Source organism: Micromonospora sp. NBC_00898, assembly GCF_045207895.1.
Lineage (GTDB): Bacteria > Actinomycetota > Actinomycetes > Mycobacteriales > Micromonosporaceae > Micromonospora.
Genome location: NZ_CP108775.1, coordinates 4,894,071 through 4,920,410 on the forward strand (window position 1 = coordinate 4,894,071; position 26,340 = coordinate 4,920,410).

Below are 26,340 nucleotides of genomic sequence, written 5' to 3' on the forward strand. Positions count from 1 at the left end.
CCCCCTTCCGAATGACCCACGACCGGTGGCCGGCCGCGGGGCGGAGATCATGCTACCCGAATGACAAGGACCCTCCCGCACCATTTATTCCGGCGCGGAAGGGCCCTCGACAGAGCCGGTGCGGTAACTAGACGCGCAGGTAGAACCGGAGCGTGACCCAGGCGGTGACGGCGCTGACCAGACCGCCGACGCCCGCCATCAGCGGGAACATCAGGAGGATGTCGCTCCAGGAGATCGGCGTGATCAGGCCCTCGAGAGCCTGCATCGACCCGCCCCCGGCGAAGACCTTCAGGGAGGCCAGCGCGACCAGGCCGAGGATCGAACCGATCAGGCCGGCGACCACGGCCTCCAGCACGAACGGCGCCTGGATGAACCAGTTGGAGGCGCCGACCAGCTTCATGACCGCGACCTCACGCCGCTTGCTGTACGCGGCCACCTGGATGGTGTTGGCCACCAGGAGCAACGCGGCGATCGCCATCACGATCGCGATGGCCAGCGCGAAGTTCTGGATCCCGGTGAGCACGCCGAAGACCTTGTCCAGCAGCTTGCTCTGGTCGACGATCTCGTCGACCCCCTCGGTGTCCTTGTACTGGTCGTAGATCTTCTTGTACTGCTCGGGGTTGACCAGCTTGAGCCGGAACGACTCGGGCAACTGGTCGGCCTTGACCGCGTTCACCAGGTCCGGAGCGTCCTGGTACATCTCCTGGAAGCGCTTGTACGCCTCGTCCTTGTTGACGTAGACGACCTCCTTCACCAGGGGGTCGCCCTTCAGCTTGGCGTCCAGATCGTTGCGCTGCTGCTCGTTGACGTCGGTCTTCAGGAAGATCGAGACCTGGATGTTCTCGTAGTAGAGGTCCTTCATGTCGCCGACCTTCTGGAACAGCAGACCGCTGCCGCCCAGCATGAACAGTGACACCGCCAGCGTGATGATCATGGCGATGGTCATTGTGACGTTGCGCCACAGCCCGACCAGTACCTCGGACAGGACGTATTTCACGCGCATCGGGAATTCCTCCGGCTCTCCGGCATGAGGTGTTCGTCGTCAGGGTCTACGGCTCGCGGCCGAGCGTCGGCTCAGCCGTAGACGCCGCGGGCCTGGTCGCGCACGATGCGGCCGCTCTCGATCTCGACGACGCGGCGGCGCATCTGGTTCACGATGTTCGAGTCGTGCGTGACCATCACGACGGTGGTGCCGGTGCGGTTGATCCGGTCCAGCAGGCGCATGATCTCGATCGAGGTGTCCGGGTCCAGGTTTCCGGTCGGCTCGTCCGCCAGCAGGATCAGCGGACGGTTCACGAACGCCCGGGCGACGGCGACCCGCTGCTGCTCACCACCGGAGAGCTCGTGCGGGTAGCGGTGCTCCTTGCCACCGAGCCCGACCAGCTCCAGCACCTCCGGCACGACCCGGCGGGCGACCGCCTTGGTCTTGCCGATCACCTCGAGGGCGAACGCCACGTTCTCGTACGCGGTGCGGTTGGGCAGCAGCCGGAAGTCCTGGAAGACACAGCCGATGGAACGCCGGAAGTGGGGTCGCTTCCAGGAACGCATCGAGGTGACGTCCTTGCCGTTCACGACGACGCGACCCTTGTTGGGGCTGACTTCGTGGAGCAGCATTTTGATGATCGTGGACTTGCCGGAGCCGGATGGACCGATGAAGAAGACGAACTCGCCCTTCTCGATCGAGACGGACACGTTGTCGAGCGAAGGCCGGGACGCCTTCGGGTACGTCTTCGTCACTTGCTCAAGCTGAATCACGGGTCGAGAGTCTACGCGGTGTAACCGGAGAGCCAACCCCCCCGCCCCCTCAGGAGTGGGCGCGTCATCTATTTAGTGCGTGACGTGGAGATCGATGACGCGCTCCGCCCGCAGGTGATCACGCAGCGTCGCCGGCCATCTGCTGCTGCTTGCGCCAGCGGATGCCCGCCTCGATGAAGGTGTCCAACTCGCCGTCGAATACCGCGGTCGGATTGCCCGTCTCCTGCTCGGTACGCAAATCCTTCACCATCTGATACGGGTGCAGGACGTACGACCGCATCTGGTCGCCCCACGACCCGGCGGCGTCGGTCTTCAGGCCCGCCATCTTGGCCTGCTCCTCCTGGCGCTTGCGCTCCAGCAGCCGGGCCTGGAGCACCCGCAGCGCGGAGGCCTTGTTCTGCAGCTGGGACTTCTCGTTCTGGCAGGTCACCACGATGCCGGTCGGGATGTGCGTGATCCGCACCGCCGAGTCGGTGGTGTTGACGCTCTGCCCGCCGGGGCCCGAGGAGCGGTAGACGTCGATCCGCATCTCGTTCTCGGGGATGTCGATGTGGTCGGTCTGCTCCACCACCGGCAGCACCTCGACGCCGGCGAAGCTGGTCTGCCGGCGGCCCTGGTTGTCGAACGGGCTGATCCGGACCAGGCGGTGGGTGCCCGACTCGACGCTGAGCGTGCCGTACGCGTAGGGCACCTTCACCGTGAAGGTGGCGGACTTGAGGCCGGCCTCCTCGGCGTACGAGGTCTCGTAGACCTCGGTCGGGTAGCCGTGCCGCTCGGCCCAGCGCAGGTACATCCGGAGCAGCATCTCGGCGAAGTCCGCCGCGTCCACGCCGCCGGCGCCGGCCCGGATGGCGACCAGCGCCTCCCGCGAGTCGTACTCGCCGGAGAGCAGGGTGCGGACCTCCATCTCCTGGATGGCCTTGCCCAGCCCGGCGATCTCGCTCTCGACCTCGGAGAGCACCCCCGGGTCGGACTCCGCCTCGGCCAGCTCCAGCAGCACGCCGGCGTCGTCGAGCCGGGACCGGAGGCTGCCGAGCTTGCTGATCTCGCCGTTGACGTACGACAGCTGCGAGGTCACCGCCTGGGCCTTGGCCTGGTCGTCCCACAGGTCCGGCGCGGACGCCTGCTCCTCGAGCCGGGCCTTCTGCTCGTGCAGCCGGTCCAGGTTGAGGACGGCCTCGATGTTGCGGAGGGTGGCGTCGAGTTCCTTGAGCTGTTCGGCGTAATCGGCAGCGGTCACGACAGACAAGCGTACTTGGCTCCCGGCGGTCCGTTCACCTCAGCCGCCCGACCCGCCGGGGCAGGTCAGCCGACCGGGGCGGACTTGAGCCAGGACAGGGCGGCCCGGTGGTAGGCGACGGCGAACTCCAGCGCGCTGGCGTCGTAGTTGTCGCCTTCCTTCTTGGCGTTCTTCACCTGCTCCCGGACCGCGGCGAGGGCCTCGGTGTGGTACTCGTTCGCCGTGGCGTACAGGTTCTTCAACTGACTCGCCGAGTGCAGGCTGCCGAAAGCGATCCGCAGCGCTATCGGGTTGCGAATGGTGTCCCGGCCGGGGTTCTCCGCCAGCCAGCGGGAAAATGTCCGTTTCCCGGCCGCGGTGATCGCATAGGGCTGACTCAGCCGCGGCCCGGGCTTGCCGAGCCGCACGAACCCCCGCTCGGCCAGCACCGGCAACTCGCGGTAGACCTGACTGCGGGTCATCGACCAGTACGGCGCCAACCGCCGTTCAGCGGCGGCCATCAGCTGGCCGCCTGTCATCGGGCCCTCGTGCAGCAGGCCCAGCAGGGCCGCCGCCGTGGGGTTGACTCCGGATTCCGCCATGCCCTCTAAGCTGCCACTTTGCCGACCCGGCGTCCAGGATTTGCCGTTTTCGCCACCCAAGGGGACTTCCAATGTGCACTGTCGGCGGGCGACAGTCCCCGGAGGATGAGGGGAGCCCTCGGCCGGACGCCCGGTGGGGGCCGGCCGGGGCCGCCGGTGACGCTCCGCGCGCCACCGGCGGCCGTCGCCGGTTCAGCCCATGTGCGGGTACGTGTGGTCGGTCGGCGGGACGAAGGTCTCCTTGATCGTCCGCGGCGACATCCAGCGCACCAGGTTGTGCCAGGAGCCGGCCTTGTCGTTGGTGCCGCTGGCCCGGGCGCCGCCGAAGGGCTGCTGCCCGACCACCGCGCCGGTCGGCTTGTCGTTGATGTAGAAGTTGCCGGCCGCGTACCGCATCTTCTCCGCCACCGCGTCGACCACCCGGCGGTCGGTCGCGAAGATCGACCCGGTGAGCGCGTAGGGGGCGATCGACTCGGCCTGGGCGACCGCGTCGTCGAAGCGGGCGTCGTCGAAGACGTGCACGCCGAGGATCGGGCCGAAGTACTCGGTGGTGAAGGTCTCGTGCGCGGCGTCGGAGCACTCGAACAGCGTCGGCCGGACGAAGTAGCCGACCGAGTCGTCGGCGGTGCCGCCGGCCAGGATCCGGCAGGTGTCGTCGTCGGAGATCAGCTCCAGGGCGGCGGTGTGCCGGCTGAACGCCTTGTCGTCGATCACCGCGCCGCCGAAGTTGCGGAAGTCGGTGACGTCGCCGTAGGTCAGCGAGTCGGCGGTGGCGGCCAGCCGGTCGCGCAGCCCGCCCTCCCAGAGCGAGCGCGGGACGTACGCCCGCGACGCGGCCGAGCACTTCTGGCCCTGGTACTCGTAGGCGCCGCGGATGAGCGCGGTGTGCAGGGCGTCCACGTCGGCGCTGGTGTGCGCGACCACGAAGTCCTTGCCGCCGGTCTCGCCGACCAGCCGCGGGTAGCCCCGGTAGCCGGCGATGTTCTCGCCGACGGTCCTCCACAGGTGCTGGAAGACCTTGGTGGAGCCGGTGAAGTGGATGCCGGCCAGGTCCGGGTCGGCGAGCACGACGTCGGAGACCTCCTCGCCGCGCCCGGTGACCATGTTGATCACGCCGGGGGGCAGGCCGGCCGCCTCGAAGAGCCGCATGGTGAAGTGCGCGGCGAACTGCTGGGTCGGGCCCGGCTTCCAGACCACGGTGTTGCCGAGCAGGGCCGGCGCCGAGGGCAGGTTGCCGGCGATCGCGGTGAAGTTGAACGGGGTGACCGCGTAGACGAAGCCTTCGAGGGGGCGGTGGTCGAACCGGTTCCACACCCCCGGCGAGGACTTCGGCTGCGCCTCCAGCAGCTGGCGGGCGAAGTGCACGTTGAACCGGAGGAAGTCGATGAACTCGCAGGCCGAGTCGATCTCGGCCTGGACGGCGGTCTTGGACTGGCCGAGCATGGTGGCCGCGTTGAGGGTGTCCCGCCACGGGCCGGCGAGCAGCTCGGCGGCGCGCAGGAAGATGGCCGCCCGCTCCTCGAACGGCAGCGCGCGCCACATCGGGGCGGCGTCCTTGGCGGCCTTTACCGCGGCGCGGGCGTCGTCGTGGGTGGCGTGGCCGGTGACGCCGAGCACGTGCGCGTGCTTGTGCGGCTGGACCACGTTGATCGGCTCGCCGCCGGCCATCCGCTGCTCGCCCGCGATGGTCATCGGCAGGTCGATCCGCTCGGCGGCCAGCTCGGTGAGCCGCCGCTGAAGCCGCTCCCGGTCGGCGCTGCCCGGCTCGTAGGTGCGTACCGGCTCGTTGTGCGGCTCGGGTACGGAGAACACGGCGTCCATCACAGGCTCCTGTGCGATCTCGACGGCGGTGGCGAAACCGGACCCGCGGGCACCGACCGGACGGCCGGTCGCCGGGCACCGCGCGGTGGACCGGTCGCGGCGGCGGGACCTGCGCCGATTCTTCCATGCGACCCCCCTCGGGCCACCCCACCCCGGCTCCTCCCGCCCGCACCCGCCGCTCCCCGCGCCGATCAACCGGACGGACCACCGCACACCGGACCGTAAGCACGGCCGCTACCGGGGCGACGAACCGTCGGCAGATAGCCGTGCACTCCTGCGATCCTTCGGCTGGCGCTGAAGGTGCCGCGAGAGGCTGCTGCCCGCCCGCGGAGGAGGACGCAGGGTGGCGCGTACCCTGGATTGCCGGTGACCCTGCCCGGCCGTCGCGGCCGATCCGGCGACCGTCGAAGGGGAGACGATGAGCAACCAGCCCGGCAGCTCCACGGCCGCGGAACCGGACCAGCCCACGGCCGCCCCGGCCGGGGAGACCGCCCCGGTCGACGTGGCCGCCGCGGCGCCGGAGGGCACCGGACGGGCCACGTTCGCGCCCGGCGCGGTGGTGCTCGCGCTGGTGGCGGTCGGCTGGCTGGCGGCGATGCTCTGGTCGACCCGGGCCGCGATCCACTCGGCCGCGGCCGGCGTCACCGCGATCAGCCTCTCCGCGTACGCGCTGCCCGGCGTCATCTCGGCGGCGCTGGTCGCGGGCGCCGCGGTCGCCCTGGCGGTGACCAACCCACTCGCCCGGCGCACCGACCGCCCCACCCTGCGCTTCCTCACCGCCGTCGGTGCCGGCCTGCTGGTCGGGTTGGTTGCCGCGGTGGCGATCAACCTGACGTACGCCGACAACGCGACCACCAACACGATCGCCGGCACCACCGCGGCGGCGGCCATCATCGGCGGCGCGCTGGCCGGCGCCCGCAACGCCCGGGTGGTCGGGGCGATCGCGGCCGCCGCGCTGGCCACGCTGATCTTCGTGGTGGCCTTCAGCCGCGCCCGGGACCCGCTCTCCGACCTGTTCGGCGCGGGCGACACCCAGGAGTCGGTGCTCAGCGCCGCGAAGTGGGTCTCCCGGACGGAGTCCCTGCTGGCCGGGCTGCTCGCCGGGCTGGTGGCCTTCGGGTACCTGGCCTGGTCGCGCCGCCGGGCCCGCCGGGACCCGGCCGCGCCGCAGCCGCGGTGGCCGGCCTACCTGCTCGCCGGGGCGGGACCGGGCCTGCTCCTGCTGCTCACCGAGGTGATCATTCGGGTCGGCGGCCGGACGCTGCTCGACCTGGCCGCCGCGCTCAGCGACGCCGACGAGGTGGCACAGACCGCGCTCGGCACCTCGCGGATGGACAACGGCATCTGGGTGCTGTTCGTCGGGGCGCTGACCACCCTCATCGCCTTCGGCCGCACCCTCGGCCCGGCGGCCGGCGCGGACGAGGCGGAACCGGCCGAGGACGAGCCGGCCCGCTGAGGACCCGCCACCGGCGCGCGCCGAGGTGCTGCGGCGGCGGGCGACCGAGGTACCCCGGGCCGGCAGGCCAAGGCAGCGGTCAGGAGACCGAGCGGAGCAGCAGGTCCAGCTCGGTCACGTCGTACCACTCCAGCTCGTGGTCCTCCGCGCCGTCGACGGTGAACTGGGCGTCCGGGTCGCCGGCCTGCGCCTCGGCGACCACCTCGGCGGCGGCGGCCACGTCCTCCACCGCCTCCGCGCCGTCGACGTGGATCGCGGCGACCACGCTCACCGGCAGCGGCCCGGCCAGCCGGACCAGGCTCGATCCGAGCTCGCCGTCGACCCGACCGACCGCCGAGGCCGGCACGTCCACCGAGACCACCACCCGACGGCGGGGCGCGGCCGGGTCGGCCCGGAGCAGGCGCAGCGCGTCCTGGGCGGCCCGGGTGAAGGCGACGTACTCCAGCTCCTCCTCGTCACCCTCGGCGTACCACTCGCGCAGCAGGGGGGTGACGGCGTGCGCCTCGCCGTCGGCGAGTCCCTGCTCGCGCAGCCGCGACAGCATCGGGACGGTCGCCGGCACGTACACCCGGACAAGCTCGTCGGTCACGGTGTCTCCCCTGCTCAGACCCGGACCGACAGACGCCGGCCCCGGGCGCCGATCATGCCGTACGCCGTGACCGTCATACACCCCGCACCCGCCCGGGAGAAGCTCCCCGCCGGTGTGTCCCGTCGACCGGTGCCCGAGCCGACGCGGACGTGACTGGGTTCGCGAGGCCACTGATGGCAAACTGAGGCAAACGACGTCAACCCCGGGAGTTCGCCGTGGAGCCGAGGTTCCTGCTGCTGTCCGACGTGGCCGCGGAGCTCAACGTCTCGGACTCGCAGGTCTACCACATGGTGCGCAGCGGTGAGCTGCCCGCGATCAAGATCGGCGGCCGGGGTCAGTGGCGGGTGGAGCGCACCCGGCTGGAGGAGTACATCCAGCAGAAGTACGCCGAGACCGCCGAGTGGGTGCGCGGAAACCCGCTCACCGACCGCGACGGTGAGTGACGCGGCATTGACGGCGGGCAGTTCCCTGTCAGAAAATGAAACCTGTCGGAGGCAAACGAAGGCAAACGCAACGAACAGAGGTTGAGGATGGTCGACACCCGCCGCCCGCTGGCGCCGCGCCCGCCGGTCCGCCTCCGTCCCGCGCCACCGATCGACCCGCCCTGCACCGACGAGGGCGAGCCCTGGTTCCGCCCGGACGCCGACCAGCTCACCCTCGACCTGTTCGATCCGCGCCGGCGCGACCCCGACCGGCCGGTGGGACGACCCGCCGACGTCCGCCCGGCCCCCGCCGGGCCGGGGCGTCGGGCCGGTGGGCCACCGGCCGCCGCCCTGGCCACCACCACGCCGGAGGCCGCCAGAGCGGCGCACCGGTTCGTCCGCACCTTCCTGGAGATCGTCAACGGCTACCGGCCGCCCGGCCAGCTCCGGCCGCTGAGCGATCCGGCCGCGGCGACGGACATCGCGGCCGAACTCACCCGCGCCGCGCACCGCGTCGGCCCGGTACGCCGCCGCTCGACCCGCCCGGTGCTCCGGCTCCGCCGACTGCGCGCCTGCGAGCCCCGGGTCGGGGTGGTGGAGGCGGCCGCGGTGCTCACCGGAGCCGCCGGCGTCAGCTGGGCGATCGCCCTGCGGCTGGAGCACCGCCGGGGCAACTGGCTCTGCACCACCCTCCAGGTCCTCTGACCGGCACCCGCCCACCGCCCGGGCCACTCCCGTCGGGGATGAAGACGTGGACGGGCCCCGGCCGTTCCCAGCCGGGGCCCGTCAATGCCGCGGGTTGCTCAGGCGCCGTTGTTCGGCGCGCCGTGGCAGCGCTTGTACTTACGGCCGGAGCCGCACGGGCAGGGCGCGTTGCGGGACGGTCCGGCCTCAGCGCCGTCCACCTGACCCGGCGCCGCCCGACGCGCGGTGCCCGCCGCGACGGCCTGGCCGTTCATGCCGGCCGCCGCCGGGCGACGCGGCGAGGACGGGTTGGCCGGGGCGGCCGGCCGGGCCGTCTTCTCCGGGCTACCCAGGCCGAGGGCCGGCGCCTGCTCCTCCTGCCGCTCGACGGCCACCGCGCCGGCGCCCGCCTCACCGTCGATGGTGGGCGCGGAGTACTGCAGGCCCTGCTGCTGCGGCGCCCGGTTGAGACCCTTGGCGTGGATCTCCACCGGCTTCTCCAGCAACTGCACCTCCTCGGCCTCCGGCTCGGGCTCCTGCACCTGGACCTCCAGGTTGTAGAGGAAGCCGACCGTCTCCTCCTTGATGCCGTCCATCATGGTGGCGAACATGTCGAAGCCCTCGCGCTGGTACTCGATGACCGGGTCGCGCTGTGCGTACGCCCGCAGGCTGATGCCCTCCTGCAGGTAGTCCATCTCGTAGAGGTGCTCACGCCACTTCCGGTCGATGACCTGGAGCAGCACCATCCGCTCGAGCTGGCGGACCGCCTCCTCGCCGAGCGTCTCCTCGCGCCGGTCGTACGCGGCGTGCGCGTCCTCCTTGAGCCGGGCGAGCAGGAAGTCCTGGTCGAGACCGGCGCGGGAGCCGACCTCCTCCTCCAACTCCTCGACGGTGAGGCCCACCGGGTAGAGCTGCTTGAGGCTGGACCAGAGCTGGTCGAGGTCCCAGTCCTCGGCGTAGCCGTCGCTGGTGGCGCCCACGACGTACGCGCCGACCACGTCGTCGATCATGTTGCGGACCTGCTCGGAGAGGTCCTCGCCGTTGAGCACCCGGAGGCGCTCGGCGTAGATCACCTGGCGCTGCTTGTTGAGCACCTCGTCGTACTTGAGGACGTTCTTCCGGATCTCGGCGTTCTGGCCCTCGATCTGGGCCTGCGCGCTCTTGATCTGGCGGGTGACCATCTTCGACTCGATCGGCACGTCCTCCGGGATGTTGAAGCGCTCCATCACCGCCTCGACCGCGCCGGCCCGGAAGCGCTTCATCAGCTCGTCCTGGAGCGAGAGGTAGAAGCGGGACTCGCCCGGGTCACCCTGCCGGCCGGCCCGACCGCGCAGCTGGTTGTCGATCCGCCGGGACTCGTGCCGCTCGGTGCCAAGCACGTAGAGGCCACCGGCGGCGCCGACCTCCTCCGCCTCGACGTCGCAGGCCTGCTTCCACTTGGGCAGGACCTCCTCCATCGCCTTGGCGTACTCCTCCGGCTGCTCGACCGGGTCGAGGCCGCGCTGGCGCAGCTCGTTCGCGGCGAGGAACTCGGCGTTGCCGCCGAGCAGGATGTCCGTACCGCGGCCGGCCATGTTGGTGGCGACGGTGACCGCGCCCTTGCGCCCGGCCTGGGCGACGATCTCCGCCTCCTTGGCGTGGAACTTCGCGTTCAGCACGGAGTGCGGGATGCCGCGGCGGCGCAACAGCTGGGAGAGGATCTCGGAGTTCTCCACCGAGACGGTGCCGACGAGCACCGGCTGACCGGCCTGGTGCCGCTCGGCGATGTCCTCGATGACCGCGTTGAACTTGGCCTTCTCGGTCTTGTAGATGACGTCGGCCCGGTCGAGCCGCACCATCGGCCGGTGCGTCGGGATGGTCACCACACCGACCTTGTAGACCTTGTTGAACTCGCTCGCCTCGGTCTGGGCGGTGCCGGTCATGCCGGAGAGCTTCTCGTAGAGGCGGAAGTAGTTCTGGAGGGTGATGGTGGCCAGGGTCTGGTTCTCCTGCTTGATCTCCACCCCCTCCTTGGCCTCGATCGCCTGGTGCATGCCCTCGTTGTAGCGGCGGCCGTGCAGGATGCGGCCGGTGAACTCGTCGACGATCAGGACCTCGCCATCACTGATGATGTAGTCCTTGTCGCGCTTGTAGAGCTCCTTGGCCTTGATGGCGTTGTTCAGGTAGCCGACCAGCGGGGTGTTCACCGACTCGTAGAGGTTGTCGATGCCGAGCCGGTCCTCGACCTTGGCCACGCCGCGCTCGGAGATGGCGATGGTCCGCTTCGCGTAGTCGACCTCGTAGTCGCCCTCGCCGTCGGTGCCCGGCTGGAGGCGGGCCACCACGCCGGCGAACTCCTGGTACCAGCGGGCCGAGTGCTCGGCCGGGCCGGAGATGATCAGCGGGGTCCGGGCCTCGTCGATGAGGATCGAGTCGACCTCGTCGACCACGGCGAAGTTGTGGCCGCGCTGCACCAGCTCGTCCTTCGACCAGGCCATGTTGTCGCGCAGGTAGTCGAAGCCGAACTCGTTGTTGGTGCCGTAGGTGATGTCGCACTCGTACGCGGCGCGGTGCTCGCTGGCCGGCCGGTTCGGCAGCACCACGCCGACGGTCAGGCCGAGGAACTCGTGCACCCGGCCCATCCAGGCGGCGTCGCGCTGGGCCAGGTAGTCGTTCACCGTGACCACGTGCACGCCCTCGCCGGAGAGCGCGTTGAGGTAGACCGCCATGACCGAGGTCAGGGTCTTGCCCTCACCGGTCTTCATCTCGGCGATGTTGCCGAAGTGCAGCGCCGCGCCACCCATCACCTGGACGTCGTACGGCCGCTGGCCGAGCACCCGGGCGGCCGCCTCACGCACCGTGGCGAACGCCTCGGGCAGCAGGTCGTCGAGGGTCTCGCCGTCGGCGAGCCGCTCGCGGTACTGCTCGGTCAGGCCGCGCAGCTCGTCGTCGGTGAGGTTGACGTAGTCGTCCTCGATCGAGTTGACGGCGGCGGCGATGGCCTTGAGCCGGCGCACCATACGGCCCTCGCCCGCGCTAAGGACCTTTTCCAGAATCGACACGGATCAACGCTCCCCTAGACAGTCTCGAACCATCGTAGGCGCTCCGCCGCGGCGATGGTCACTGGTGGCGGCGGTCCGGGGCAGCGAAACCGACATAACGCGCGGCCCACGCCCTGACCGGCGGTTATCGGGTTACGCCCAACGCGAACGATCCGGCACGATGGCACGGGTGGAGCCTGTGGAGATCATCGAGGACGGCCTGCTGCTGCGACCCTGGCGGGCGGAGGACGCGGACGCGGTACACCACGCCTGCCAGGATCCGGACATCCAGCGCTGGACCACCGTACCTCGCCCGTACCTGCCCGAACACGCCCTCGGGTTCGTCACCGAGATCAGCGGCACGGCCTGGGCGGACGGCACCGGGGCCCCGTTCGCGGTCTGCGACGCCGACACCGGTGAGCTGCTCGCCTCCTGCGGTCTGGTCTCGATCGACCGGGGCCTGGACTCCGGCGAGGTGGGTTACTGGACCGCCCCCTGGGCGCGCGGCCGGAACGTCGCGGTGCGGGCCACCCGGGCGGTCGCCCGCTGGGCGTTCGACGCGCTGAAGCTGCGCCGGATCATCTGGCAGGCGGAAATCGGCAACCACGCCTCCCGCCTCGTCGCGCTCCGGGCCGGCTTCCGGATCGAGGGGGAACTGCGACTGGCGCACCCGGCGGTGGACGGCCGGCGGGAGGGCTGGATCGGCTCCCTCTTCCCCGACGAGCTGGCCGCGCCGGGCGAGCCCACGCCGGCCGGCCCGGACACCCTCCCGGCCCGCCGGGCCGCCGTGTTCGGCCGGCCGCAGCCCGTCCTCTTCGCCACCGCCGGCGCCACCGAGCTGCGGCTGCGCCCGCTGGAGGAACGGGACCTCGACGCGGTCGTGGCGACCTGCCAGGACGAGGAGACCATCCGCTGGACCACGGTCCCCCACCCGTACCAGCACACGCACGCCGAGGGCTTCCTGCGTGACGTCGCCAGCGCCGCCTGGGCCCGCGGCACCGGCGCGTCCTTCGCCATCGCCGACGCCCACGACCGGTACGCGGGCTCGATCGACCTGCGGATCTCGGCCGCCTGCCCGCTCGTCGCCGACGTGGGCTTCATGACCGCGCCGCACGCCCGCGGACGCGGCTTCATGCCGGCCGCGCTGACCACGATCAGCACCTGGGGTTTCACCACCCTCGGCCTGGCCCGGGTGGAGTGGCGGGCCAACGTGGGCAACACCGCCTCCCGGCGGGTCGCGGAGAAGGCGGGCTTCGTCTTCGAGGGCACCGCCCGCGCCGGAGTGCAGCACCGGGGCGAACGGCAGGACGTGTGGGTCGCCGCGCTGCTCCCCGAGGACCTGATGTGACACCGGCGGTGATCGAGGGCGACGGGGTCCGGCTGCGGCTGTTCCGCCTCGACGACGTGGCGGACACCGCGGCCGGCTGCGCCGATCCGCTGACCCAGCGGTTCATCTCCGGCATGCCCGACCCGTACACCGAGGAGACCGCCCGCTGGTGGATCACCGAGGGCGCGCCCGCGGCCTGGACCGGCGGCGGCTGTGCGTACGCGATCGCGGACCCGGCCACCGACCGGCTGCTCGGCGGGACCGGCCTCAGCCAGGTGGTGCCCTACCGGGCGCAGGCGGAGATCGGCTACTGGGTGGCGCCGTGGGCGCGGGGCCGCGGCGTGGCGACCGCCGCCACCCGCGCCCTGGCCGGGCACGCCTTCGCCACCGGGACCGCCCGGCTGGAGCTGCTCACCCACCGGGAGAACACGGCCAGCCAGCGGGTCGCCCTGGCCGCCGGCTTCCGCCACGAGGGAGTACGCCGGTCCGCGAGCCCGGTCCGCGGCGGTGGCTGGGACGATCTCATCGCCTGGGTACGCCTCGCCGACGACCCGCCCGGACCGGCCGTCCGGCTCCTGCCCGACCTGCCCGACGGGCGGCTCACCGACGGCGTGGTGACCCTGCGCCGGCTGGGCCCGGACGACGTGGCGGCGATGTACCGGCTGCACACCCGGCCGGAGGTGGTGGCGAACCGGGTACCGCCGACGCCGCCCACCCGGGCGGCGCTCGAGCGGCGCTGCCGGCGGGCGGAGAGCCACTGGCTGGCCGGCGACTCGGCCGACTTCGCCGTGCTGGACGCGACCACGGGCGAGGTGGCCGGCGGCTGCGCGCTGGTGTACGACGAACCGTCGACCGGCCAGGCGATGCTCGGCTACAGCCTGCTGCCGGAGGCCCGCGGGCGAGGGCTGGCCACCCGGACGGTGGGGCTTCTCGCCGACTGGGCGTTCGGCGTCGGGCTGGCCCGGCTCTGGGCCGGCACCCGGCCGGAGAACCTCGCCTCCCGGCGGGTGCTGGAGAAGGTCGGCTTCCGCCGGGAAGGGCTGGCCCGCGGCCGGCTGCCCGGCCCGGACGGCAGCCGGGTCGACGCCGTCCTGTACGGCCTGCTCGCCACCGACCTGTCGGCGGCGGGCTGAGGCCGGAGACGCCGCGGGGCCGTGGCAGGGTCGCCCACCACGGCCCACGCGGCCGGTGTCCCAGGGGTGGTCAGGGGTCAGGCCTCGAGCGCGATGATCCCGTAGTCGTAGGCGCGACGGCGGTAGACGACACTCGGCCGACCGGACTCCTTGTCGTGGAACAGGTAGAAGTCGTGGCCGACCAGTTCCATCTGGAACAGGGCGTCGTCGACGGTCATCGGCTCGGCGGGGTGCACCTTCTCCCGCGCGATGTGCCAGGGCTGGTCGTCGTCGTACTCCTCGTAGCTGTCCTCGGGTCGTTCGGCGACCGCGGTGGCGGTGCGGGCGCCGTCGGCGAGCGCGGCGGACATGGGTTCGCCGAGGTCGGCGACCGGCAGGTCCGCGGTGGCGGCGGCGACGGAGAGCGGCGCGTGCCGCCCCCGGTGGACCCGGCGCCGGTCGGCCGCCCGGCGGAACCGGGTGTCCAGCTTGGCGATCGCGGCGTCCAGCGCGCTGTAAAAGTCATTCGTGCAGGCCTCGGCCCGGACCACCGGGCCCCGCGACACGCAGGTGATTTCCACCCGCTGGCAATGATCGGCCTGGCGCGGATTGCGCTCGTGGAACAACTCCACGTCGACTCGAATGAGCTTGTGGTCGTAGCGTTCGATCTTTGCGAGTTTCTCGGCTACGTGCACCCGGTAATGGTCCGGCACTTCGACGTTACGGCCCTTGACCACGATGTCCACGTGACCTCCCTTGTTCGGACGGTCTTTCGGTCCGGCAACCCGGTCGGCACGCCTGGGAGATCCCCGTTCGGCGTCGACCGGTTCAGTACGGCTACGCCTCCTCTCATCGCCGGGGGCGGGTGGCAAGACCTCCTACCCCCGACACGAAAACGCTAACGCCTGTTCCTGTGACAGTCACCCCTCGTTGTCGAGACCGCCCAGGAATTTTCACAGGTCGTACACCATAGGGTGAAACGGAAACACGAAGCGTCACCAATGGCGTCGTTTTTGCGTTGCGGCGAGCACCGCCGCGACGTTTGGCGTCATTCCCGCCGGCTGCAAGACCTGGCTCACCGCCGCCAACGTGACGCCCGTCGTGACGATGTCGTCGAGGACCACCACCGCGGCATTCCGGCCGGCCGGCGGAACCGGCCGGCGCAGCCGGAACGCCGACTCCGCCGCCGCGGCCCGGCCCGCGCTGTCCAGGGCGACCGAGTCCGGCCGGGGCAGCGCCCGCAACGGCCGGAGCACCCGGACCGGCCAGCCGGCGCCGCGCAGCCGGGCCGCCGCATGGCCGGCCAACCGGTCCAGGTGGTCGCCGTACCGGGCCCGGGCCGCCGGCGCGGTGTCCGGCACCGGCACCAGGGCCACCGGCCGGACCGGTCCCACCGCCACGGCCACCACCTCGGCCAGCAGCGCGCCCAGCGGCCGGGCCAGTCCGTGCCGGCCCCGCTCCTTGTACGCGAGCAGCCCCTCCCGCAGCGCCCCGGCGTACGGGCCGAGAGCCACGCAGGGCGGCAGGTCGGCCGGGGCCGGGGTGGGGCGCGTCGGGGCGGGGCGCAGCGATTCCAGCTCGCGGATGCAGCCGGGGCAGAAGCCCCGCCGGATGCCCACGGCCCGCGCGCCGCAGCCGGCGCAGCCGGCCGGCAGGACCAGGTCGGTCAGGTCCGACCAGAGCCCGCCCAGGTCCGGCACGAGGACTCAGTAGAGGAAGAAGGGGACGGTCGGGTTGGACGGCTTGGCCCCCGCCGGGGGCGGCGTCACGTCCAGGACCTGGTCCCGCTTGATGATGTCGGGTGGGTTGTTCCGGAAGGCCACCCGGTTGGCCTCGTACATGTACGAGCCGGTGGGCAGCCCCCCGACCGCGCCGCCCGGATAGGCGGAGAGGTGGGTCACCGGGGCGCCGATCTCCCGCTCCAGCGCGGTGTCGAGCGCGCCGTCGACGGTGGTCTGGTAGATCACCGGTCGACGGTCCTCCGAGCCGGCGAACACCAGCTGGTTCTCGGCGAACCAGTCGACGGCGGTGACGTCGGTGAGCGAGGTGGCCAGGCGGCGGGGCGGCCCGACGGTGACCGCGCCGCCGTCGAGGCTGACCGCCGCGACGTAGAGGGCGCCGTCGGCGATCAGCGCGATCCGGTGCCCGTCGAGCGAGGCGGCCACCGCGGTCACCGGCCCCGGCACGGCGAGCGAGATCGGGACCATGCCGGCCTGGTCGTCGAAGCGGTAGAGCTTGCTGTCGGCCACCACCAGTCCGTACTGGTGCTGCTGATCGACCGGGCGGAGCCAGGTGGGACGGCCGACCGAGGCGTACCAGCGGCTGCTGGGGGTGAGCACCGAGACCTGGTCGCGCCCGGAGCCAGCCATCAGCCGCTGCCGGCGGTCGGAGCGGGTGACCACCAGCGCGGCGAGGACGCCGTTCTGCGAACGGCTGAGCGCCGCCGAGACGACGCCCCTGTTCGCCGTGGCGACCACCGGCACCGGGCCACTCGGCTCGCCCGGGAAGTTGAGCGGGTGGATCGCGCCGTCGTACACGCAGTACCGCTGCGGGCTCCCACCGGTCGGGTACACCGGATTGTCCAGGCGTTCGCGCTTGAGGTCGATGGTGCGCCGGCTCTGGTTCTGGATCTTGAGATCGAGCTGCCCGGTCAGCTCCGGCAGCGACCAGGCGAGCTGGGTGGCGAGCCGCGCCAACTTGGCATCGTTGGCCCCCGGCATGGTGAGGTTGATCTCCCAGCGCCCGTCGGTGCCGGTGGCGTTGTTGATCGGCGCCGTGCCGGGCGGCAGCTTGATCACCCCCTGGGCCAGCCAGTCGGACGGGTCGCCGGCGAGCCACTTGACGACCTCGGTGACCCGGCGCTCGGCGGGCATCGTGGAGGGCAGGTAGCGCTGGTCGGGCACCAGCTGGTTCTGGTCGGAGTTCCAGAAGTAGATCGTGCGCTCGACGTAGTAGCTCTGCAGGGCTTCGTCGCTGAGCAGCAGCACGTTCGGCAGGTTGGTGATGAGCAGCCCCGGATCGCCGGTGTCGGCCGGCCGGAGCGCGAACTGGTACATCGTCTCGGTGGCCACCGGCGCCGTCAACGTGCCGTCCGCCTGCAGCACGCCGACCTGCTGGACGTTGAGGGTGACCACGCTGGTGTTGTCGTTGTTCCGCTTGGCTTCCGGGTTCTCCCGGAGCCGCACCACGGTCAGCGCGATCTCGCTCCGCTTCTCCCGGAGCTGACTCCTCGCCTCGGGCGCGATGAACTGCCAGGCCCGGTTGTACGCCTGATCCCGCTCGCCCGCCGCCGCCGCGAGATAGTTGCGGACGAACTCCTTCGGGTCGCTGCTGGCCGTCCGGGTCGGCGGCTGCGCGCCGCCGCCGTTGCTGGCGCCCGCCTCCGCCGCCGGCCCCCGGCCGTCCACCTGGACGTCCGACTCGGCCGGGATGCCGCAGCCGGTGAGCCCCACCGGCAGGAGCGCACCACCGAGCAGGACGGCGAGCAGTCGGCGTCTCACGACGTCAGCTCCGCCCGGTCGCCGTCGGCCGAGCCGATCGCCAGCGCGCCGGCGCTGCCCGGCCCGATGGCCAGCAGGCCGCCGTTCCGAGGGCCACCGAACGGCAGCGCGGCGTCCACCGGCACCAGCCGCAGCGGCGAGGTGGTCAGCCGGTCACCGGCCCGGGCCGGCAGGGTCAGCCGGAACTGGGCGCCCTGCCCCGGCGCGCCCCACGCCTCCAGCCAGCCGCCGTGCAGCCGGGCGTCCTCCAGGCTGATCGACAACCCGAGCCCGGTGCCACCGGTCTGCCGGGCCCGGGACGGGTCGGCCCGCCAGAACCGGTTGAAGACCAGCTTCTCCTCGCCCGGCTTGAGCCCGACGCCGTGGTCCCGGACGGTGATCGCGACCGCGTTCTGATCCATCCCGAGGGTGATCAGCACCGGCTTGCCCTCGCCGTGCTCGACCGCGTTGCCGACCAGGTTGCGCAGCACCCGCTCGACCCGGCGGGGGTCCACCTCGGCGATCACCGGGGTGGCCGGCACGTCCAGCTCGATGGCCACTCCGACCCGCTCGGCCAGGCCGGCGAGCCGGTCGGCCACCCGGTGCACCACCGGCACCAGGTCGGTCGGCTCGGAGTCCAGCATGGCGAAGCCGGCGTCGAACCGGCTGATCTCCAGCAGGTCGGTGAGCAGTTCCTCGAACCGGTCCAGCTCGGCCTGGAGCAGCTCGGCGCTGCGGGCCACCGCCGGGTCGAACTCGTCCCGCTCGGCGAAGATCAGGTCGGCGGCCATCCGGACCGTGGTCAACGGGGTCCGCAGCTCGTGCGAGACGTCGGAGGTGAAACGGCGCTGCAACCGGGACATCTCCTCCAGCCGGAGGATCTGCCGTTGCAGGTTGCTCGCCATCTGGTTGAACGAGGCGGCCAGCAGGGCCAGGTCGTCCTCCCCGTTGACCACCATCCGCTGGTCGAGCAGGCCGGCGGAGAGCCGCTGGGCCGTCCGGGCGGCCACCCGGACCGGGGTCACCACCAGCCGGGTGACCAGGGCGGCGAGCAGGCCCAGCAGGAGCACCAGGGCGACGCCGGTGGCGACCACGGTGGCCCGGGCGTCGCCGGCGGTGGCGTCCTGGCGGGCCAACGGCACGAGGTAGTAGAGCTCCACCTGGCCGAACCGGGTCGGCACCGGCGAGCCGTACACGAGGTATTTGGTGCGCTGGCCGGCGAGATCGCCGGTGCGGATCTGATGGGCCACCTTGCCCTCGGCGACCGCGGCCCGCAGTGCCGGACTGACCAGCGGCTCGAGGTCCGTCACCGGGGAGGTCCGGGCCTCGATGGTGCCCGCGTACCGGTCCGCGGTGATGGCCACCACCACCCCGCTGGTCTGCGCCGGATCACCGCCGGCCAGGTAGCTGACCGTGCCGTCGATGGTGTCCTGGAGCTGCGCCTCCTGCGGCTGGCTGAAGGTCCGGAACTGCTTGCCCGCGTAGTCGCTGCCGTTCTGAAGCCGCAGCAGGACGTCGGTCTCCGCGTTCTCCAGCAGGATGCTGGTGATCTTGTCGGCGACCAGGTACGCGAACCCGCCGACCAGCAGGCTGGACGCGACCAGGGTGATGGTCACCACCCGGACCTGCAGCGACCGCCGCCAGGTCTGGTGCAGGCCGGCGACCAGCCCGGCCGACCAGGCGGCGAGGACACGCCAGAGCGCCCGCGCGGCCTGGAGCCGGCGGGACGCGATGGTCGGCGAGTCGGGGGGCGGAGAGGTCACCACAGTGCGACCAGGCTATCCGGTACCCGCCTTGTAGCCCACGCCCCGAACGGTGAGGATGATTTCCGGCCGCTCCGGATCCGGCTCGATCTTGGCGCGCAGGCGCTGCACGTGCACGTTGACCAGGCGGGTGTCCGCGGCGTGCCGGTAGCCCCAGACCTGCTCAAGCAGCACCTCACGGGTGAAGACCTGCCGCGGCTTGCGGGCGAGCGCGACCAGCAGGTCGAACTCCAGCGGGGTCAGCTTCACCTCCTCGCCGTCCCGGCTGACCGTGTGCGCCGGTACGTCGATGGAGATCTGGTTGCCGGGCGGCCCGATGGTCAGCAACTCCGGCGCGACGTCCTCACCCCGGCGCAGCCGGGCCCGCATCCGGGCCACCAGCTCCTTGGGCTTGAACGGCTTGACCACGTAGTCGTCGGCCCCGGACTCCAGCCCGAGCACCACGTCCACCGTGTCACTCTTGGCGGTCAGCATCACGATCGGCACGCCGGACTCGGTCCGGATCGCCCGCGCCACGTCGATACCGCTCATTCCGGGCAGCATCAGGTCGAGCAGGACGATGTCGGGCCGGTTGTCACGGAACGCGGCCAGTGCCCGTTCCCCGTCCGCGACGAAGGAGGGCACGAAACCCTCGCTGCGCAGGACGATGCCGAGCATCTCGGCGAGCGCGGGGTCGTCGTCGACCACCAGTACCCGGGCTCTCATGGGGTTTATCGTTCCATCCCCGTTCGTTTCGGAGGGTTGGGCGTTACCACGGCACCGTACTGCGACCGGACACCAGGCACCACAGCTGCCGCGCCACCGGACGCGCGTGGCGCGCCGCCCGGCGGACGGGTCCACCGGCCGGGGAACGCCCGTGCAACCATGATCCCTCGGGTGCGCCGCCGCCCGCCACCACCGCCCGTCCGCCAGGAGTACGCGTGCCCGAGGTCAGCCTGACCGCCGTGCTCCCGCGCCGTCCGCTGACGGTCGGCGAACTGCTGGACTCGGCGGTCCTGCTGCTGCGCGGCCAGGCCCGGCTGCTGATCCCGCTCGCCGTCCTGCTCGCGCTCGGCGAGCAACTGCTGCTGCACCCGCTGCGGGTGCTGGCCGACGCGCAACCGCCGGAGTACTGGCTGGACGCCGGCCGGTGGGGCTGGTTCTGGCTGCTGCTCGCGGTCGGCGCGGCCACCGAGGCGACGATCATCGCGCTGCTCGGCAACCCGGCCGCCCGGGGCGCCGGGGCGGCGCTGCTGGGTCGCCGGGTCGGGCCACGCGAGCTGCTGCGACCCGCCGGCGCCCGGTGGGGCGCCACCGTCGCCGCCGCGCCGGCGATCGGGCTCGCCGTGCTGGTCGCGGCCCTGCTCGGGCCGGCCTGGTTCGTCGCGTACGGGCTGCTCGGCGCGGTCGTCCCCGCGCTGGTGGTGGACCGGGTCCCGGCGAGCCGGGCGCCGCTGCGCGCACTGCGGCTGGCGGTCCGCTCCGGCGGTCGGGCGGCCGGCATCCGGCTGCTCGGCTACCTGGGCTGGTGGCTCATCCGGCTCGGCATCGGGCTCGGCGTCTTCCACGGCCTGATGCTGCTGGCGCTGGTGGACCTGACCGACCCGGCCTGGGCCCTGCCGGTGGCCACGGCGGCGTGGGTCGGCGTGAACGCCGTCGCCTACCCGGCCCTGGCCTGCCTCGACGCGGTACTGCACCTGGAGACCCGGATGCGGACCGAGGGCCTGGACATCCGGCTCTCCCGGGCCCCGGCGGACCCGCCGGAGCCCACCCTGCTGGCGGTGCAGCGGTGAGCCGGTGGTGGACGGAGGCCGTCGCCGCGCTCGGCGACGTCGTCCCGCTCCCGCTCGCCGCCCTGCTGCTGGTGCTCGCCGCCCTGCTGGCCGCGCTGGCCTGGTACTCCTTCCCGGCCTGGGTGCCCCGCCGGCTCCCCCGGCTGCGGCTGCCCCACTGGCGGCTCCCCCGGCTGCGGCCGCCCCGCTGGCGGCTGCCGCGCCTCCGGCTGCCCCGCTGGCGGCTGCCCCGGCTGCGCCGCCGCCGACGCCGCCCGGCCCGGGCCTCCGCCGCGCCCGCCGTGCCCGCACCCCGGGCCGCCGAGCCGGCACCCGCCGCCGGGTACGTCTCGCTCGCCGACCGCCTCGCCGCCCAGGGCCGGTACGCCGAATCGGTGCGGGAGCGGCTGCGCGACATGGTCCGCGAACTGGTCGCCCGACGGGTGGTCGAGCACCGCCCCGGGATGACCGTCACCGAGCTGACCGCGGCGGCGGCCCGGACCCGGCCCCGGGTGCACCCCGTCCTGCACGCCGCCGGGACGATCTTCTCCGAGCTCTGGTACGCCCAGCGCCCGGCCACCCCCGAGCACGACCGCCGGATGCGCCAACTCGCCACCGACCTGCACCGCGAGCTGACCGCCGGAGGCGGTGACCAGCCGTGACCGCCACCGTCGCGGCGCCGCCCGCCGTCCAGCCACCGCCCCGCCGCGCCCGCCGCCGGCACCGGGTGCTGATCCCGCTCGGGCTGGCCGTGCTGCTGATCGCGGCCACCCTGCTGGCGCAGGCCGTCGACCAGCCCGACCCGGCGGACCGGGGGTTCCTCTCCCCGGTCGCCACCGGGAACGACGGGGGCAGTCGGTTGGCCGAGGCGCTGCGCGGGCAGGGGGTGACCGTACGCCGGGAGACGGACACCCTGCGCGCGCTGCTGGCCGCCCGGCCGGGTCCCGCCACGCTCTTCGTGCCGGCACCGGAGCTGGTCCACCCGGACACCGTCGCCGCCCTGGACGACCTGCCCACCGGCAGCCGCCTGGTGCTGGTCGACCCGTCCCGGCGGGTGCTGGAGGGGCTCGGCCTGCCGGTGACGCCCGGCGATCGCCGCTGGGCCACCCGGGCCACCGCCCCGGACGCCGACGGTCACCCCTGCGCCCTGCCCGAGGCCACCCGCGCCGGCACCGCCGCCGCCGACCGGCAGCGGTACGCGATCCCCGCCACCTGGTCGGCCACCCGCTGCTACGCCGGTGGGCTGGTCCGGGTGCCGTGGCGTACCGAGGTGGTGGTGATCGGGGCCAGCGACCCGTTCCGCAACGACCGGATCGACGAGTACGGCAACCGGACCCTTGCCACCGGCCTGCTCGGCGGCCCCCGCTCGCTGGTCTGGCTCGACCTGGACGGCCCGGCGCCCGCGCCGACCTTCGGGACCGGCACCGACGGCGACCCCGCCTGGTCGCCGTCGCCCGGCGGCTCCGCCCGGGCGGACGGGGACAGCCGGCCCGGCAGCGGCGGCCGACCGGACGGGAACGCCGACCGGCCGGACGGCGGCCCGCCCGACGACGACCGGGCGGACGGCCGGCAACCGCACCCGAACCCGCTCTGGGCCGCCTTCCCGGTCTGGTTCTGGGCGCTGCTCGTCCAGCTCGCGCTCGCCGGCCTGCTGGTGGTGCTCTGGCGGGCCCGGCGGCTCGGGCCGCCCGTGCCGGAGCCACTGCCGGTGACCGTCCGCTCCGCCGAGACCGTGCTCGGGCGGGCCCGGCTCTACCGGCGCGCGGGCGCCCGCGGCCCGGCCGCCGCGACGCTGCGCGCCGCCACCCGCGACCGCCTGCTGCCCCGGCTCAACCTGCCGCCCGACACGCCACCGGACGAGGTGGCCGCCCGGGTCGCCGCGCGCGCCGGCCTCGACCCCGAACAGGCGGCGGAGCTGCTCCACGGCGACGAGCCGGCCACCGACCGGGAGTTGCTGGAGCTGGCTCGCGCGCTGGATCGGCTGACCCGTACGGTCGCCACCCGACCCGACCACCCGACCGAAGGAGACCCCCGGTGACCGGACCCGTTACCGCCGCCGCCCCGGCCGGCGAGCAGCACGACCCCCGCGCCGCCCTGCACCGGCTGCGCGCCGAGGTGGCCAAGGCGGTCGTCGGGCAGGACGCCGTGGTCACCGGCCTGGTGATCGCCCTGCTCTGCCGTGGGCACGTGCTGCTGGAGGGGGTGCCCGGGGTGGCCAAGACCCTGCTCATCCGCACCCTGGCCACCGCGCTGGACCTGGACTCCAAGCGGGTCCAGTTCACCCCGGACCTGATGCCCGGCGACGTCACCGGGTCGCTGATCTTCGACCCGCACACCGCCGCGTTCACCTTCCGGGAGGGGCCGGTCTTCACCAACCTGCTGCTCGCCGACGAGATCAACCGGACGCCGCCGAAGACGCAGTCGGCGCTGCTGGAGGTGATGGAGGAGCGGCAGGTCTCCGTCGAGGGCGAGCGGCGCGCGCTGCCCGACCCGTTCATCGTCGCGGCCACCCAGAACCCGATCGAGTACGAGGGGACCTACCCGCTGCCCGAGGCGCAGCTCGACCGGTTCCTGCTCAAGCTCACCGTGCCGCTGCCCAGCCGGGACGAGGAGCTGGGCGTGCTCCGCGCCCACCACGCCGGCTTCGACCCGCGTGACCTGCGCGCCGCCGGCGTACGCCCGGTCGCCACCGCGGCCGACCTGGCCGCCGCCCGGGAGGCGATCGGGCGGGTGCACGTGGCCGAGCCGCTCCTCGGCTACCTCGTGGACCTGTGTCGGGCCACCCGGAACACGCCCGCGCTCGAACTGGGCGCCTCACCCCGGGGCGCCACCGCCCTGCTCAACACGGCGAAGGCGTGGTCCTGGCTGGCTGGCCGCGACCACGTCGTCCCCGACGACGTCAAGGCGGTCGCCCGACCCACCCTGCGCCACCGGCTCCGGCTGCGCCCAGAGGTCGAGCTGGAGGGCGTCAGCGTCGACGCGGTGCTGGACACGGTGCTGGCCACCGTGCCGACGCCGCGATGACCTGGCGGGCGGCGCTGCTGCTCGGTGCGGGCGCGCTGACCCTGCCCGTCTGGCCGGTGCCGTTCCTCGGCGTGGCGGTGATGACGGGCCTGGTGCTGCTGCTCGTCGCCGTCGACTGGGCGCTGGCCGTGCCGCTGCACGCCGTCGAGGCCACCCGCTCCGGGGACCGGACGGTCCGGCTGGGCGGCACCGCCACCGTCACACTGCACCTGGCGAACACCGCCGGCCGTACGCTGCGCGCCCAGGTCCGCGACGCCTGGCTGCCCTCGGCGGGCGCCCGGCCGGACGTGCCACCCGCGCGGGTGCTGACGGTCGGGGCGGGCGACACCGCCACGCTGCCCGTCCGACTCACCCCGGCCCGGCGAGGCGACCGGCCGGCGGCGGTGCTGACCGTACGCTCCTTCGGGCCGCTGCGGCTGGCCTTCCGGCAGCGCGCCGGCCGCCCCGGCACGCCACCGTGGACGCTGCGGGTGCTGCCCCGCTTCGACTCCCGGCGGCACCTGCCCGAGAAGCTGGCCCGGCTGCGGATCATCGACGGGATGCAGGTCAGCCGGGGCCGCGGCCAGGGCACCGAGTTCGACACCCTGCGCGAGTACGTGGTCGGCGACGACGTGCGCTCGATCGACTGGCGGGCCAGCGCGCGCCGCTCCGACGTGCTGGTCCGCACCTGGCGGCCGGAGCGGGACCGGCGCCTGGTCTGCGTCCTGGACACCGGGCGGACCTCCGCCGTACGGGTCGGCGACGAACCGCGGCTGGACACGGCGGTCGACGCCGCGCTGCTGCTCACCGCGCTCGCCGCCCGGGCCGGTGACCGGGTCGACCTGATCGCGGCGGACGCGGCGATCAGGGCGACGGTGACCGGCAGCGGCCGGCCCGCCCTGCTGTCCCGGCTGGTCGACGCGGTCGCCCCGCTTCAGCCGGCGCTGGTGGAGACGGACTTCGAGCTGATCGCCGGCGAGGTGCTGCGCCGGGAACGGCAGCGCAGCCTGGTGGTGCTCTTCACCGCGCTGGAGGCGGGCGCGCTCGGCGAAGGGCTGCTGCCCGTGCTGCCCCGGCTCGCCGCCCGCCACCGGGTGGTGGTCGCGGCGACCCACGACCCGGTGCTGACCGGGCTCACCACCGACCCGCCGAGCGGGCCGGACGGCGCGTACGCCGCCGCGGCGGCCTGGCGGGCGCTGGCCGAGCGGGACCGGGTGCGCGCCGCCCTGGCCCGGCACGGCGTGACCGTCGTGGACGCCCCGGCCGACCGGCTGGCCTCGACGGTCGCCGACACCTACCTACGGCTCAAGGCGCTCGGCCAGCTCTGACCGGCCGCCTGGATCGGCTGGGCGGCGGGGCGGGTGGCCGCGTACCGGCCGAGCAGCAGGGCGTACGACAGGAAGGCCAGCCAGACGGCGGCGCCGATCGCCACGCGGACGGCGACCGGCACGGGCGCCGGGGTCACGAACGCCTCCAGCAGCGCGGAGACGGCGAAGAGGCCGACCAGGCCGACGGCGACCACGATCGCGGAGCGGCCCGCGGCGGCGACCGCCCGACCGCGGCTCAGGTGCGCCGGCGGGGAGATCCAGGCCCAGCCGGTCCGCAGGCCGACCCCGGCGGCGACGAAGATCCCGGTCAGCTCCAGCAGCCCGTGCGGGGTGATCAGGCCGAAGAAGACATCCGCCCGGCCGTAGGAGACCATCACCCCGCCGACCACGCCGAGGTTCAGTGCGTTCTGCCAGAGCAGGTAGAACACCGGCACCACCAGCACCCCGGAGGCGAGGCACTGGGCGGCGATCCAGGCGTTGTGCGTCCACAGCTGGAAGGCGAAGGTGGGCGCGGCGAACTCCGTGTAGTAGCCGGCGAAGGCGGAGTCCACCAGCTCGGCGGCGGCGTCGTCGCCGATGAACGCGGCGGCGGTGTCCGGGTGATCCGCGACGAACCAGATGAGGAACCCGCTGAGCACGCTGAACGTGGTCGCCACCCCGCACCACCACGGCCAGGCCCGGTAGAGGGCGGCCGGCAGGTTGGCGACGAGGAACTGGCGCACCGCCGCCCAGGAGGGCCGGGGCCGGCCGGTGATCCGGGCCCGCGCCGCGAGCACCAGGTGGGAGAGGCGGTTGACCAGCGCCGGGTCGGGTGAGCGGCTGCGTAGCACGGAGAGGTGGGTGGCCGCCCGCTGGTAGAGCGCGACGAGTTCATCGACCTCGGCGACGTCGAGCCGGCGCCGGCCGGAGAGCTGTTCCAGCCGCCGCCACTCGGCGGCGTGCTCCGCCACGTACGCGTCGAGATCCACTCGTCCTCCCCCGTCCGGCGCCCATAGTGTTCACTGTCCGG

23 protein-coding genes are annotated in these 26,340 nt (G+C 73.2%); 10 read left to right on the forward strand and 13 right to left on the reverse strand.

Annotated elements, in window-relative coordinates:
* Positions 1 to 127: 127 nt before the first annotated feature.
* From ftsX to pruA, 5 genes are all read right to left on the reverse strand, one after another.
* On the reverse strand, positions 128 to 1,003 hold the full coding sequence (gene ftsX, locus OG799_RS23770) for a permease-like cell division protein FtsX (RefSeq protein WP_406037650.1): 876 nt from the start codon (positions 1,001 to 1,003) through the stop codon (positions 128 to 130).
* A gap of 71 nt (positions 1,004 to 1,074) precedes the next feature.
* Positions 1,075 to 1,755, reverse strand: a complete 681-nt coding sequence (ftsE, locus tag OG799_RS23775) for a cell division ATP-binding protein FtsE (RefSeq protein ID WP_109802316.1) — start codon at positions 1,753 to 1,755, stop codon at positions 1,075 to 1,077.
* A 118-nt stretch (positions 1,756 to 1,873) separates the two neighbouring features.
* Positions 1,874 to 2,995 carry a peptide chain release factor 2 gene (gene prfB / locus OG799_RS23780; RefSeq protein ID WP_406037653.1) on the reverse strand — a complete coding sequence of 374 codons (1,122 nt, stop codon included), beginning with the start codon at positions 2,993 to 2,995 and terminating at the stop codon, positions 1,874 to 1,876.
* Positions 2,996 to 3,060: 65 nt separating this feature from the next.
* Entirely contained in the window at positions 3,061 to 3,576 is a 516-nt protein-coding gene (locus OG799_RS23785) for a PadR family transcriptional regulator (RefSeq protein ID WP_406037655.1), read from the reverse strand.
* Between the two features lie 192 nt (positions 3,577 to 3,768).
* Positions 3,769 to 5,397 carry an L-glutamate gamma-semialdehyde dehydrogenase gene (pruA, locus tag OG799_RS23790; protein WP_406037657.1) on the reverse strand — a complete coding sequence of 543 codons (1,629 nt, stop codon included), beginning with the start codon at positions 5,395 to 5,397 and terminating at the stop codon, positions 3,769 to 3,771.
* 418 nt (positions 5,398 to 5,815) lie between these two features.
* Between pruA and OG799_RS23795 the strand changes: the two genes are divergently transcribed.
* The gene (locus OG799_RS23795) at positions 5,816 to 6,853 is read left to right on the forward strand and encodes a hypothetical protein (RefSeq protein ID WP_406037659.1); all 1,038 of its coding nucleotides are present in this window, start codon (positions 5,816 to 5,818) and stop codon (positions 6,851 to 6,853) included.
* Positions 6,854 to 6,932: 79 nt separating this feature from the next.
* Here OG799_RS23795 and OG799_RS23800 read toward each other — a convergent pair whose 3' ends face one another.
* Positions 6,933 to 7,442, reverse strand: a complete 510-nt coding sequence (locus OG799_RS23800; RefSeq protein WP_406037661.1) for a DUF6912 family protein — start codon at positions 7,440 to 7,442, stop codon at positions 6,933 to 6,935.
* Between the two features lie 215 nt (positions 7,443 to 7,657).
* On the opposite strand from OG799_RS23800, the gene OG799_RS23805 reads away from it, so the two are divergent.
* The gene (locus OG799_RS23805) at positions 7,658 to 7,885 is read left to right on the forward strand and encodes a helix-turn-helix transcriptional regulator (RefSeq protein ID WP_406037663.1); all 228 of its coding nucleotides are present in this window, start codon (positions 7,658 to 7,660) and stop codon (positions 7,883 to 7,885) included.
* 87 nt (positions 7,886 to 7,972) lie between these two features.
* Positions 7,973 to 8,569 (forward strand): Rv3235 family protein, encoded by a 597-nt coding sequence (locus OG799_RS23810; protein ID WP_406037665.1) that lies wholly within the window; start codon positions 7,973 to 7,975, stop codon positions 8,567 to 8,569.
* 98 nt (positions 8,570 to 8,667) lie between these two features.
* On the opposite strand, the gene secA is transcribed toward OG799_RS23810, so the two are convergent.
* Positions 8,668 to 11,589, reverse strand: a complete 2,922-nt coding sequence (gene secA, locus OG799_RS23815) for a preprotein translocase subunit SecA (RefSeq protein ID WP_406037667.1) — start codon at positions 11,587 to 11,589, stop codon at positions 8,668 to 8,670.
* A 160-nt stretch (positions 11,590 to 11,749) separates the two neighbouring features.
* On the opposite strand from secA, the gene OG799_RS23820 reads away from it, so the two are divergent.
* The gene (locus OG799_RS23820) at positions 11,750 to 12,916 is read left to right on the forward strand and encodes a GNAT family N-acetyltransferase (RefSeq protein ID WP_406037669.1); all 1,167 of its coding nucleotides are present in this window, start codon (positions 11,750 to 11,752) and stop codon (positions 12,914 to 12,916) included.
* Positions 12,913 to 14,028: a GNAT family N-acetyltransferase gene (locus OG799_RS23825; RefSeq protein ID WP_406037671.1), complete on the forward strand. Its 1,116-nt coding sequence runs from the start codon at positions 12,913 to 12,915 to the stop codon at positions 14,026 to 14,028. Before OG799_RS23820 ends, OG799_RS23825 begins: the two co-directional genes overlap by 4 nt.
* Positions 14,029 to 14,105: 77 nt before the next feature.
* On the opposite strand, the gene hpf is transcribed toward OG799_RS23825, so the two are convergent.
* The 5 genes from hpf to mtrA form a co-directional block, all read right to left on the reverse strand.
* Positions 14,106 to 14,753 (reverse strand): ribosome hibernation-promoting factor, HPF/YfiA family, encoded by a 648-nt coding sequence (hpf, locus tag OG799_RS23830; protein WP_406037673.1) that lies wholly within the window; start codon positions 14,751 to 14,753, stop codon positions 14,106 to 14,108.
* A 249-nt stretch (positions 14,754 to 15,002) separates the two neighbouring features.
* Positions 15,003 to 15,707, reverse strand: a complete 705-nt coding sequence (locus tag OG799_RS23835) for a ComF family protein (RefSeq protein WP_406037675.1) — start codon at positions 15,705 to 15,707, stop codon at positions 15,003 to 15,005.
* Positions 15,708 to 15,713: 6 nt separating this feature from the next.
* Positions 15,714 to 17,507, reverse strand: coding sequence for an LpqB family beta-propeller domain-containing protein (locus OG799_RS23840; RefSeq protein ID WP_406037676.1), 1,794 nt, complete (start codon positions 17,505 to 17,507; stop codon positions 15,714 to 15,716).
* Positions 17,504 to 19,219 (reverse strand): MtrAB system histidine kinase MtrB, encoded by a 1,716-nt coding sequence (gene mtrB / locus OG799_RS23845; RefSeq protein ID WP_406046382.1) that lies wholly within the window; start codon positions 19,217 to 19,219, stop codon positions 17,504 to 17,506. The genes OG799_RS23840 and mtrB overlap by 4 nt, the downstream gene beginning before the upstream one ends.
* Positions 19,220 to 19,264: 45 nt before the next feature.
* Entirely contained in the window at positions 19,265 to 19,954 is a 690-nt protein-coding gene (mtrA, locus tag OG799_RS23850; protein WP_109800655.1) for an MtrAB system response regulator MtrA, read from the reverse strand.
* 215 nt (positions 19,955 to 20,169) lie between these two features.
* On the opposite strand from mtrA, the gene OG799_RS23855 reads away from it, so the two are divergent.
* Genes OG799_RS23855 through OG799_RS23875 form a run of 5 tightly spaced genes read left to right on the forward strand, consistent with a single transcriptional unit; the run spans position 20,170 to position 25,331 of the window.
* A complete protein-coding gene (locus OG799_RS23855; RefSeq protein ID WP_406037679.1) occupies positions 20,170 to 21,021 on the forward strand; it encodes a hypothetical protein in 852 nt (283 codons plus the stop codon).
* Positions 21,018 to 21,662: a DUF4129 domain-containing protein gene (locus OG799_RS23860; protein WP_406037681.1), complete on the forward strand. Its 645-nt coding sequence runs from the start codon at positions 21,018 to 21,020 to the stop codon at positions 21,660 to 21,662. Before OG799_RS23855 ends, OG799_RS23860 begins: the two co-directional genes overlap by 4 nt.
* Positions 21,659 to 23,038 carry a DUF4350 domain-containing protein gene (locus OG799_RS23865; RefSeq protein ID WP_406037683.1) on the forward strand — a complete coding sequence of 460 codons (1,380 nt, stop codon included), beginning with the start codon at positions 21,659 to 21,661 and terminating at the stop codon, positions 23,036 to 23,038. The genes OG799_RS23860 and OG799_RS23865 overlap by 4 nt, the downstream gene beginning before the upstream one ends.
* Complete coding sequence (locus OG799_RS23870; protein WP_406037685.1) at positions 23,035 to 24,024, forward strand: AAA family ATPase; 990 nt, start codon at positions 23,035 to 23,037, stop codon at positions 24,022 to 24,024. Before OG799_RS23865 ends, OG799_RS23870 begins: the two co-directional genes overlap by 4 nt.
* Positions 24,021 to 25,331 (forward strand): DUF58 domain-containing protein, encoded by a 1,311-nt coding sequence (locus tag OG799_RS23875; RefSeq protein WP_406037687.1) that lies wholly within the window; start codon positions 24,021 to 24,023, stop codon positions 25,329 to 25,331. Before OG799_RS23870 ends, OG799_RS23875 begins: the two co-directional genes overlap by 4 nt.
* Here the strand turns inward: OG799_RS23875 and OG799_RS23880 are convergent.
* The gene (locus OG799_RS23880; protein WP_406037689.1) at positions 25,298 to 26,299 is read right to left on the reverse strand and encodes a stage II sporulation protein M; all 1,002 of its coding nucleotides are present in this window, start codon (positions 26,297 to 26,299) and stop codon (positions 25,298 to 25,300) included. The two genes, OG799_RS23875 and OG799_RS23880, sit on opposite strands and share 34 nt — an antisense overlap.
* Positions 26,300 to 26,340 lie beyond the last annotated feature (41 nt).

Excerpts from the sequence above, each read along its gene's own strand:
- ftsX (WP_406037650.1), bottom strand. The coding sequence starts at position 1,003 with ATGCGCGTGAAATACGTCCTGTCCGAGGTACTGGTCGGGCTGTGGCGC.
- OG799_RS23785 (WP_406037655.1), bottom strand. The coding sequence starts at position 3,576 with ATGGCGGAATCCGGAGTCAACCCCACGGCGGCGGCCCTGCTGGGCCTG.
- pruA (WP_406037657.1), bottom strand. The coding sequence starts at position 5,397 with ATGGACGCCGTGTTCTCCGTACCCGAGCCGCACAACGAGCCGGTACGC.
- OG799_RS23795 (WP_406037659.1), top strand. The coding sequence starts at position 5,816 with ATGAGCAACCAGCCCGGCAGCTCCACGGCCGCGGAACCGGACCAGCCC.
- OG799_RS23810 (WP_406037665.1), top strand. The coding sequence starts at position 7,973 with ATGGTCGACACCCGCCGCCCGCTGGCGCCGCGCCCGCCGGTCCGCCTC.
- OG799_RS23820 (WP_406037669.1), top strand. The coding sequence starts at position 11,750 with ATGGCACGGGTGGAGCCTGTGGAGATCATCGAGGACGGCCTGCTGCTG.
- mtrA (WP_109800655.1), bottom strand. The coding sequence starts at position 19,954 with ATGAGAGCCCGGGTACTGGTGGTCGACGACGACCCCGCGCTCGCCGAG.
- OG799_RS23875 (WP_406037687.1), top strand. The coding sequence starts at position 24,021 with ATGACCTGGCGGGCGGCGCTGCTGCTCGGTGCGGGCGCGCTGACCCTG.